Origin of the sequence: Oligoflexus sp. (assembly GCF_035712445.1) — a bacterium.
GTDB lineage: Bacteria > Bdellovibrionota_B > Oligoflexia > Oligoflexales > Oligoflexaceae > Oligoflexus.
Window position 1 is genome coordinate 1 of the sequence record NZ_DASTAT010000058.1, and the last position, 10585, is coordinate 10585.

General features: G+C 55.9%; 10 protein-coding genes. 4 read left to right on the plus strand and 6 right to left on the minus strand.

The genetic code is table 11. From position 1 onward, the window contains the following. On the plus strand, window positions 1-1060 hold a 1060-nt coding region (locus tag VFO10_RS11930; protein WP_325140347.1), incomplete at its 5' end, for a prolyl oligopeptidase family serine peptidase. Here VFO10_RS11930 and VFO10_RS11935 read toward each other — a convergent pair. The 5 genes from VFO10_RS11935 to VFO10_RS11955 all read right to left on the minus strand — a co-directional run bounded on the left by VFO10_RS11935 (window position 1057) and on the right by VFO10_RS11955 (window position 5044). Next, window positions 1057-1677 (minus strand): glutathione S-transferase family protein, encoded by a 621-nt coding sequence (locus VFO10_RS11935; protein WP_325140349.1) that lies wholly within the window; start codon window positions 1675-1677, stop codon window positions 1057-1059. The two genes, VFO10_RS11930 and VFO10_RS11935, sit on opposite strands and share 4 nt — an antisense overlap. Beyond that, window positions 1674-2576: a DUF6279 family lipoprotein gene (locus VFO10_RS11940; RefSeq protein ID WP_325140351.1), complete on the minus strand. Its 903-nt coding sequence runs from the start codon at window positions 2574-2576 to the stop codon at window positions 1674-1676. The genes VFO10_RS11935 and VFO10_RS11940 overlap by 4 nt, the downstream gene beginning before the upstream one ends. Window positions 2577-2669: 93 nt before the next feature. Beyond that, window positions 2670-3005: a hypothetical protein gene (locus VFO10_RS11945; protein WP_325140352.1), complete on the minus strand. Its 336-nt coding sequence runs from the start codon at window positions 3003-3005 to the stop codon at window positions 2670-2672. 146 nt (window positions 3006-3151) lie between these two features. Further along, window positions 3152-3946, minus strand: a complete 795-nt coding sequence (locus VFO10_RS11950; RefSeq protein WP_325140354.1) for an RICIN domain-containing protein — start codon at window positions 3944-3946, stop codon at window positions 3152-3154. A 132-nt stretch (window positions 3947-4078) separates the two neighbouring features. Further along, complete coding sequence (locus VFO10_RS11955; protein WP_325140356.1) at window positions 4079-5044, minus strand: CPBP family intramembrane glutamic endopeptidase; 966 nt, start codon at window positions 5042-5044, stop codon at window positions 4079-4081. Between the two features lie 220 nt (window positions 5045-5264). Here VFO10_RS11955 and VFO10_RS11960 point away from each other — a divergent pair, with 220 nt between their 5' ends. Further along, window positions 5265-6857 (plus strand): hypothetical protein, encoded by a 1593-nt coding sequence (locus tag VFO10_RS11960; protein WP_325140358.1) that lies wholly within the window; start codon window positions 5265-5267, stop codon window positions 6855-6857. Window positions 6858-6897: 40 nt separating this feature from the next. On the opposite strand, the gene VFO10_RS11965 is transcribed toward VFO10_RS11960, so the two are convergent. Beyond that, window positions 6898-8469, minus strand: a complete 1572-nt coding sequence (locus VFO10_RS11965; protein WP_325140360.1) for an ArnT family glycosyltransferase — start codon at window positions 8467-8469, stop codon at window positions 6898-6900. A 181-nt stretch (window positions 8470-8650) separates the two neighbouring features. On the opposite strand from VFO10_RS11965, the gene secB reads away from it, so the two are divergent. Then, the gene (secB, locus tag VFO10_RS11970) at window positions 8651-9106 is read left to right on the plus strand and encodes a protein-export chaperone SecB (protein WP_325140362.1); all 456 of its coding nucleotides are present in this window, start codon (window positions 8651-8653) and stop codon (window positions 9104-9106) included. Window positions 9107-9282: 176 nt separating this feature from the next. Beyond that, a partial coding sequence (locus VFO10_RS11975; RefSeq protein ID WP_325140364.1) for a neutral/alkaline non-lysosomal ceramidase N-terminal domain-containing protein occupies window positions 9283-10585 on the plus strand: 1303 nt, incomplete at its 3' end.

Genomic DNA, 10585 nt, shown 5'->3' on the forward strand with positions numbered 1-10585 from the left:
CGTCCTTGATCAGCGGGAAAACGGCCTCACGCATCTGCGCATACTGAGCCGCAAGGATGGAACGCAGCGGGACATTCCCTTCCAGGAAGCCGCCTATGTGGTCTCGCCCTATATCAATGCTGAGTACGATACCAAGGATTATCTTTACGCCTATCAATCCCTGACCAAACCCAACACGGTCTACGCCTGGGACTTCACCACCCAGCAAAGCCGTGAAATCAAGCAGTCCAAGGTCAATAACTACGATCCCAATCTTTACCAGACCGAACGCGTGCTGGTGAAAGTGCGGGACGGCGTCAGCGTTCCGATGTCGCTCGTCTATAAAAAAGGCCTGCAGAAGAACGGCAGGAACCCGACCCTGATCTATGGCTACGGCTCGTACGGCATTTCCATGGAACCCAGCTTCCGCTCAGCCCGCGCCAGCCTTCTGGATCGTGGCTTCGTCTTCGCCATCGCGCATATCCGCGGTGGTTCGGAAATGGGCCGCGCCTGGTATGAAAATGGCAAGCTTTTGAACAAGAAGAACACCTTCAACGACTTCATCGACTGCAGCCAGTGGCTCGTTGATCAGGGCTTCACCTCGGCTGATCACCTTTATGCCCAGGGCGGCAGCGCCGGCGGGCTTTTGATGGGGGCGATCGTCAACATGCGGCCCGAGCTTTATAAGGGCGTGATCGCGCAGGTGCCTTTTGTGGATGTGGTGAGTTCGATGCTGGATGAAAGCATTCCGCTGACCACCGGCGAATACGATGAATGGGGTGATCCGCGGAAGAAGGAATTCTATAGTTACATGAAGTCCTATTCACCCTATGACAACGTCAAGGATCAGAAGTATCCGAACATGCTGGTAACGACGGGACTGCATGATTCCCAAGTGCAGTACTGGGAGCCTGCAAAATGGGTCGCACGCCTGCGTGAACACAACAAGGCGCCGACCTCCATCCTCCTGCGCACCAACCTGACTGCAGGACACGGGGGAGCGTCGGGGCGCTTTGCAGTGATCAAGGAGCTGGCGCAGGAATACGCGTTTCTTCTGAAACTGGAAGGTCAGACGATTTAAGTCCGCAGATACCTCTCTTTGAATTTTTGGAGCGCTGGCCTGCGGGTCATCCGCTCCCGATACTCCAAAAGCCCGGTATCCAGGCCGGGCGCCTCCAGGCTTTTCGCCCAACCGATCAAAGACGTCATGAAAATATCAACCAACTGAAAATTTTCACCGAGCACATAGGGACGAGCCTGCATGTGCGACGAGAAAATGCGACACGACGCGGCAAAGCTCTCCATGGCCTGGGGAATGATGGCCGGCACGCGCTGCGCCTCGGGCATGAGCACCGTATTCCGCATCACCAGCCAAAGGTGGGCTTCCATCTCTGTCAGAGCAAAGGACATCCACTGATCATGCGTACCGCGTGCCCGCGATCCGGCCGTCGGTATAAGGCTGCGGTCGGGATACTGATCCGCGAGCCAGGTGCAGATCGCAGCGGTTTCCGCGAGGCTGTAATTATCCACGCTGATGCTGGGAACTTTCCCGAAGGGATTGATGCGCCAGTAATCGGGTTGATGATGCTCGCCCTTCCTGGGGTCCACCGAATGAAGTTCGGCGGGCACATCCAGTTCTTCCAGCAGCCAGAGCACGCGCATCGCACGGGTCATTGGCGTTCCATAGACTTTGATCACGTTCGACTCCTTTGGGGCACGTTCAGGCTTTCCATATCCACCACCAGCTCCCGCATGACTTTTTCCAAATGCTGCCACTGGTCCTGATCCAGGCTGGCAAAGAGCGCGATCAGAAAGCTCTGCATGCGTTCCCGTGAGTCCTTGCGGAAACGCAGGTGCTCAGGATCCCGGAAACTGCCCTCGGGCTCAGCCGACCGCCGCAGGGCGGTGACGATCAGGTCGCGATCGTGTTTTTTCAACAGCTCGATCCAAAATTCCCGCGAGCGGCGTTTCTGCTTCAGCGTTTCGGTCAGCGTGGCCCGATTCCAGCCTAATTTTTCCACCATCATCGCCTTCTGATCTTTCCGCATTTTGCCGATCCAGAATTTATAGCTGGCGGCGGCGTCATCCACGAAGTCCTCGAACTCCTCGGGGAAATCGCTGTCGCTGCGTTCCAGGAGTTTGGCGAGTTTTCGATCGTTCTTCCCGAGTTTTTCTTCCAGATGCTCGATCTGTTCCGCATCGAGCTGCTTCAAAAGAAGGGCCATCGGCGGCGTAAATCGTTCGGTGACCTCGGTCCGCCACACTTCAACGCGCTTCACCCAGCCTTCAAAAGTTTTGACATCGATCCGGCGCGCAGCCACGGCTTTTTGAACATCGCGCAAAAGATCGGTGATGGCCGGCAAACGCTCGGCCTTCAGCCAGTCTATGGTTTCATGCACAGGGATTTTGATGCTTTTTTCCTGGGCGCCGGTCAGGTCCAGATAGCTGTCCATCTGATAGACGACAAGCCAGTCCAGGTTATTGAAGATCATGCGCTTATAGGCGCAGCCACTGAATATAAGGATGGGCAGGATAAAACCAAGGCAGCGCACGACGACACCGGCCACGGTTTTGCGGGGAAAACGCCAAAAATTCACGGAAATGCTCCATACCCAGAGTGTGATCCGGGGGCCATTATAGGCGAAAAGGCCGCGCGCGGCGACCGCTTTTCCTCTTTTCTCGTTTGGAATTCAGCGCGGGTAAAATCCAAAAGCCCTGTGGATGGCGGCTTCCAGATACTTTTCGGGGCATATCACCCAGTGAATGCGCTTATCAAAAAAGCGGGACATCTGCTCCGTCAAAACTTCAAGCGAAGTCTGGGCATGCGTGGCTATGGTAATACCCGCAGAATCCTCGCAGATCGGCAGGCACTGCCATTGCAGGCAGCGGGCATGGCTCAGGCGTATCAGCAGTTTTGGGTCCAAAAAATCCTCGGGCAGCTGCGCATAAAAGGGCAGCTGCGTGGCTTCCGTGGGCACGCCCATGGTCGCTCGATCCCGCTGTGATGGGCGCTTGCGATCCTGCATGACTCAGACCTTTCCCGGATCCCCCGGCTGACGCCGTCCTGGTTTCAAAAGCTGTCAAGTGGCGATCGGATCTTTTGGGGTTTTTCTCAAGCCGGGCGGAAATCCTTCGCGATTTCCGCAGCCTGAAATAGGCTATTTTTCCAGGATCAGGGGCTGGTCTGCAGGAACTTCACGCGCTGCGCGTCACCGTTCACGCAGTCATAGATCTGGGCTCCGGCGCCATCGGACAGCGATATCGCTTCGATGTCCACGCAGCGGTTGCTGCCCATGTTTCGCATGTAGAAGAATCCAGCGCCGTCGGACTGAATGGTGTGCAGCATGGAACCGTTGTCCACGCAGCTTGTCTGAATGATAAAGGTTCCGTTCTGCGTGCCGTTGGCATCGGCCGCGAGACACTTGCCGGTCGCAAGGTTCTGGATCCAGTTGCCGTTGACGCGTTCGATCAGTCGGAACTTTTGAAGGTTCGACATCGTGCAGGGCATCTGCCGGAGACGCGCGCCATCATTCAGGCTGCCGCTTTCCACATCGAGGCACTTGCCGCTATGTTTATACTGAATGCTAAAGCCGATCAGATCATTTTTCAGTTTATCCATGGCGCGGCGGCTTTCGGCGTCCTTCTTCTTCATTTCCGTCTCGGCCGCTGCGATCTTGTCATTGGCTTCTTTCACCTGAGCTTCCAATTTCGCCAGCTCAGCGGGATCCGCGCTTCCCGATTTCTGCGCGGCCTCCAATTCCGATAATTTTTTACGCGCGGCTTCGAGTTCGGCCCGGGCCTCGTCCAGCTCGGCGTCGCGCGATGCGTAGGCATCCTGCTCGGAGGGATTGGTGTGCCGAACGGAAAGATCCTGATCCGGCAAGCGGATACGGCTGCGGCTGCCGCCACAGGCTGAGATGAGAATGACAAGCACTCCGACCCACAGAGTCGCATTCTGGCTTTGCATGGGGCAGTCCCCTTTCCTCGGTTGGCGGGTATGCTGCAATCCATAAGCCATTCTCATCTATTCAGCATGATTCGACGTTAATCCATCCGCACTGTCGAAGCTTGACTCACTGTCGCAATAGCTGACAGCTGGTTAAAACAGTAGGGAAAAAGCCGGTAACCAGATCACGGGGGGCGGCCCCCGCTTTTCCTCCTTCAGCCGGAAAAGATAGCTGCTGGAAAGGGCGAGGACATCCCACCAGGCGTGCACGAAGATGCTTTCGCCCAGGGTCCAGTTTCTGTTTTCCTGCAGCCATCCCAGATAAAATCCCATCCCGGCCTGGGCGATCGGCCTTTCGATGGTCGCCGTGTGCGCCAGCGCAAAAACCAGGGCCTGAATGGAATTCGCACCCCATGATGAATTGAGGCCGTCGTAGAGCAGAGGCTGCATGTAGCCGCGGAACAGGGCCTCTTCGGAAACACCCGCATTATAGGAAATCGCGCTGGCATAGAACGCATCGGATCCGCTGTAAGGGTCCCTTTGATAATCGTCTGTCAAGACATTGGGAACGAGAGCCCCAAGGCCCGCAGCAAGCAGCAGGGGCATCCACGTCGTCTTTCGCTGCAGATAGGAAAATTGAAAAGGCGCGGCCAGGAGATCCATCGGCGTTTCCTCCTCTTTCAGAAAACTGAAACGTCCCGACGCGCGATGCGTTTCGACGCCTGTGCGAAATGATTGCCAGGCGCTCAAAGCACCGACCGCTGTGATGTACTGGGAGGCCAGCGATGCCTGCCGCGGCAGCTCTTCATGATTGGTATAATCATCCTGCTGCTCCGAGGACCAGCTTTTCCAATTCATATCATCCTGCGTATCCTTGAGCTTTCTGGCCCGATTCGCGTACCAGACGTTCGCAGAAACCCAGGCCGAGGAATAGGCCAGCCCTGACGTCACGTGTCCCTGCAGGTATTGATCAAAGCCCGGCAGAACCAGGGACGCTAAAGGCCGCCAATAAAGATTAAGCGGCTCGTCCGGGGTTTTTTCGGGTGCGAACCAGCTTTCCGCGGCCTGGAGTCCTGGGTTCACAAGAAGCAGCAGCACGAGGCACATCGCTTTTTTCATGGGTTTCCTTCGAATTCTTACCGGGATTCTTACAGGTTTTCCATATTCGCCAATGCTGCCGGGAAAGGCAAGATTCGAAAACATCATCCATAGGTATTATACAAGGTAATTTTATTGAATAATTGTGGCGCATTAAACTTCATACCGGAACGTAAAAGCGGGTCAGCCCTGCGTATCCCGAAGGATGATCTTATGATGAAAGACCTCAAGGAGACGTTCCATGAAGAAGACAATGTCCGCTAGAATCATGATGGGCCTGCTGGGTGTGACATGCACGCTGGCTGCCTGTGGCAAAAGCGAGTCCAGCTCGGATGACGCCGCCACGACCACAACGACCACCACGACGGCCACGGGAACACTGGCTTTGGTTCCTTCGATTGTTCTGGCTTCGCCCACCGGTTCCACGAGCACGACCACGTTGGCTCTGGCTGATGCCGCGGAAGACAAGCTCGATGTAGAGGATCCCAAGGTCGCCGTCGCAGCTTTGGATCAAGCCTTTGCGAACGCCAAGGATATCAAGGGCTGTCTGGTGGGTCTCGGTCGCATCGCCCGTCCCGATCGCAACACCAATTGCTATGGACCGTCGGTGCTTTATCGCAACCATCCCGATGCCACGAGCGGTGATCCCTCGCCTGCGCATCTGCCTTCCGGTGACCTGGGCGTCTTCGATGCTTCGGAAGCCAATGGCGAAGCCTGCGTTGCGGCGAAAATGAATGAGATGACCGGCAAGATTCGCAAAACCGTCCAGGAGTCTATAGAAACAGGCAAGCGCGCCCTTTGTTTCGCCACCGTTCTGGGCAAGGACCTTCCCACCGAGGAAGGTGAGACTCTGGATCTGACGGCTGATGTGAAAACAGCGCTGGATGCCATCGCCACCGACCTTGGAAAAAAGGGCAAGCTGAGCTTTTCGGCCATCAAGATCACACTCGTGGAAGTCGCCGAAACGGGCAACGTGTTCCAGACCGATGTGCAGGCCGAAGTTCCACGCGGTTCCCTCTGGACTCGCGTCGTGACCAAGAAATACAGCGATACCCACACCAAGGGTTATGTCTGGGGCGTCTTCACCAAAAGCGCGACGGCCACCAATCTTCAGGGTCCTGCTCAGCGTAACGATCCTGAAGTCTTTTCTGTGATCTATGACAAGGAAGGCGACGTCATCAAGTTCGAAGGCACAAAGTCGGCCGCGGAAAGCAATGCGGACAAGACAGCCCTGGAAACGGACAAGGCTTCCCTCTTCGAATCCGACAAGCGGGTGCGCGTGGCCACCACAGGCACCCCCGGTTATGCTCATGTGATGGCGAACATAAATTCCGCAAGCGGCGCGGGAGAAATGGTCTTTATGTGGACCGCCGGTGGCGCGCAGGAAGAGCAAAGAACGCTGCATGCGAAAGTCACAGCGAGTGGCGACACCCGCTCCGGCTGGGGTTACTTCGGCTTCGGTCCGAAGCTCGGCGATTTCCGCACGGCCGTGAAAGCCGGCACCGTATCCGCAACTCAGCAGTCCATCGAGAGGATGATCTGTAACTGGGCTGGTCCCAATAACAACCACACCGGCATCAATTATGCCCAGAAACAGCTGATCAGCTTCAGCACCGATAAGTTCACCGCGACCGCCAACTACGTGGGCTTTGCCGCTCGCAACAACTGCGGTCAGGGTGTGACGGGAGGCTCCTTCGAAGTGGCGAAGGGCAATCCGAACGATACGGTGACCTATGCCGCATGGCCTGCATTCTCACTCCAGGATATCTCGACGGGTGAAGACAAAACCAATCTGCAGTCGGTGAAAAGCCTGCTGCTGGACACGTCTCTCTAAGAATACGAGGCCCAGTTCCAAGACTGGGCCCTTTTCCGTCCTAGGGACGACGCGCATGAAGAGCCATCGGCGCATGCGGTTCCAAAACCTTCTCCGGCCCAGCGATCAATCGTCCCATCACAGCCAGATATTTCCGTGAAGCATGCAGTTTCAAAGGAATCGGCATCACCTTGTCCATCGCGATGAGATCCTGATAATCCTCACGGCGATAATCCTTTTCGGGAATCACGAGCGTCACGGGACAGTCGAGCCAGTTCCGCTCTCTATCGCGGAAGGCGTAATAGGAAAGATGATGGCGATCCAGGGAAATCGCCGGCGTGCGCCTATTCAGAAAATGAAGTTGAGCGACGGCATACCAGCGCGTTCCCGCTAAAAATCCATCCAACGGACAGTGCTCAGGGAGCTTGTGAACGATGGGTTGACGGATGCTCTGAAGTCCCTTGTTCAGATCAGGCCAGAGCGTGAGTTCCATGATCGGTCCGGCTTTCTCTTCCAGCGTGATCACAAGGTTTCGGCGAAAATCCCGGCGGGCCAGCAGCATCGGCAGCACGATGCTGAGAAGGGCGGCCAGGAGCCAGCTGCGTTTGGAACGCGCCAGGTCATCGGCAAAAAGCGCGACGGTTGCCGGCAAAAGCAGCCAAAAGCCGGGCATGATCCAGTGCAAGAGAACGGGTTTGAAAAAACTCGCCGCTGCGATCCAGGCGATCAAAGGCAGACTGCTGCCGAGCAGGATCAGGGGCACGCCCTCGGGAAAGAGTCGGTTTTTTTTCCAAAGCCCATGCACGCTGCGCAGCAGAAGCCAGGCGAACCAGGGCGTGACGAACATGAAAAAGCCCACGAGGATCAGAACACCGCTTTCAAAATTCCAATCGAGCCTGCCGAAACCCTGTTCGACCTGATAGCGAACCGAGGCCCAATCATTCTGAATATTCCACACCCAGACCGGGGTGGTCATGAAAAGCCCAAAAAAGAGGGCATTCAACCAAAAGCTCAGTTCCGCGCGCAAGGTCTGGCGACGCAGCAACAGAAGGGTCAAAGCCAGCCCGAACCCGATCGGCAGCGATTGATATTTAAAGAGCCCGGCCATTCCTAAAAGCACACCGAACCAAAAACCCTGATGCCCGTTGAGCGCGATCTTCTTTCGATACCTCAGCGTCAACCACAGAGCTGCGGTGATGAAGGGATAAAGCCCCGCATCCGGCAGGGCGAAGACACCGAGCAAACCAAAGCCCGGCCAGAGCACGGTCGCGGCGCTGAGCAGCATGAAATCGCGCGGTCCCCATCCCGGGTGGACTTCACGCAGGCAGAGCAGAAGAAAGAAAGACGCGAGGGTATGCATGACAGGAATCAGGAGCCGCACAGCCAGCAGCCCCGCGCCCCACTTGGCGCTCAGGGCCGTGATCCAGGCGATGCCGGGCGGGTGATCGTAGTAACTCAGCTGCAGCTTTTGCCCCCAGTCCCAGTAGTACGCTTCATCGTTGCTTAAGGGAAAATACGCGGCAAGCCAGAGGTGAAACAGAAAGCCGAGCCAAAGGATCAGAAGGGCCAGCGTCCAGCCGGTTCCAGCGGCCAGGCGTTCGATCACTGCATCTTTCCAGGTTCTTTTGATCAATCCCGAAGCTCCCCATTTTTTTGCCGGGAACGAAAACGTCTGCTAGCCCGCCGCCTGCCCAGCGTGACGGAGTCGGGCCGCCCTTTCCAGGGTAAAAAACTCTTTCCCAAAAGTCGGGCATCGGCTACTGTGAGCGTCCGCTCCCTGTGGAGCAGCAGCCCGACATTTATCAGGAGTAGCCATGGCTGACCAGGAAATACAAGTTGCCTTGCAGAGAATTTACGTCAAAGACCTCAGTTTTGAATCGCCCAATCCTGTCGAGGTATTCGGTCAAAACTGGAAGCCTCAGGTCAATGTCGAAATGCAAACCAAGAACCGTAAGATTGCAGAGTCGGCTTACGAAGTCTCTCTGGAAATGACCATCACGGCGAAGAACGGCGACAAGAACGCGTTCGTCATCGAAGTGGAGCAGGCTGGTATTTTCGTGATCAAAGGTCTGGATGGTGAAAACCTCCGTCGCCTGATGGGAACATTCTGCTTGACCATTCTCTTCCCATACCTGCGTGAAACTGTGGATAGCCTCTGCCTCAAAGGCAGCTTCCCTCCGCTGGTTCTGGCCCCCATCAACTTCGATCAGCTGTACGATCAAAGTATCAAGCAACAGCAGCAGCAACCGGCTAATCAGCCGCATGCATAATGTTCGCAGGGCCTAAGGGCCCATCCTGGACGCCCTTCAAACGAGGGGCGTCAAGCTTACCCCATCACGCCGCCTTTCTCGCGTCATGTCCAACCACATTGTAGAAATCACCAATTGGCTTTTCCTCCCGGCCCCCGCATAACGTTAGCAGCACTTCACTCAAATTCGGAGGTTCCATGAAACGCTTGCTCGTCGCCGTATGCCTGTGTTTGGCCACGGCCTGTGGACAAAGTTCCCCACCTGTTTCAAGTCCGAAGGCCGCGGCTGCAGACGGCAACTATCTGATCGGCACGGGCATCTATGATATCACCGGGCCCGCTGCGGAAATCGGCATGATGGGCTTTGCCGTGAGTGATCAGAAAACCGCGGGCATCCACAGCCGCCTGCGTTCGCGCGCCTATATCGTCGGTGATGGAACAAAGCGGGTGGTCTTCGTCAGCGCTGATCTGGGCATGATGTTTCAGATGGTGAAATTGAAAGTCGCCGAAAAGATCGCGCAGAATCCAGACCTCGCGCCTTATTACAGTGAAAAGAACATACTCCTGTCGGCGACCCATACCCACGGCGGGCCCGGCGGTTACTCGGGTTACTTCCTCTACGACTTCACGATCAATGGTTTTATCAAAAGACATTTTGAGACGATAGTCAACGGCATCTACATGTCGATCCTGAATGCTCATAATAATCTGGAGCCAGGAAAAATCCTCGTCAACGAAGGCAAGCTGGAAGGCGTGGGCGGCAACCGGGCGGAAGAAGCCTATAACAATAACCCCGCGGCCGAGCGCGCCCAGTATGATGGCAATACCGATAAGACCTTTACCCTTTTAAAATTCGTCAACACCCAGGGTGAAGAGATCGGTATGGTCAACTGGTTTGCGGTGCATCCCGACAGCATCGGTCCCGATAATCATCTGATCACAGCCGATAACAAAGGCTGGGCGTCTTACCTCTTCGAAAAGGATCAGGGTACCAACTATTTCGCTGCGAAAACTTTCGTCGGTGCCTTCGCCCAATCGAATGCCGGGGATGTGACACCGAACATCGGCTTTGGCCAGGCGCCTCCTGATCTGACGCTGAACGGAAATAAAAGCCTCGGCAATGCGGTGATGAAACAGTATCAAAAAGCGCGGGAACTTTATGATGGCGCCACGGAAGAGGTCACGGGTTCGATCGACTTCCGGCATGAATGGGTTGATATGCGAACGCTTCAGGTGGAAGAGACGCAGACGACCACCTGCGCCGCGGGCATGGGGGCTTCGTTTTCCGCGGGCAGTCCCTTCGATAATCCGAGTCCCGCCCCGCTCTTTCCGAATGGAACCACGGTCGATAGCCTCGTCTGGAGTGAAAATGCCGGAAAAACGGCTCTGAGTAAACTGCTCGGAGGTTTCTTCGCATTGATCTGGACGGATACCAGCGATAAAAATTACAAGGCCTGCCATGCGGAAAAACCTGTGCTGATTCCCACCGGCATCGCGCATG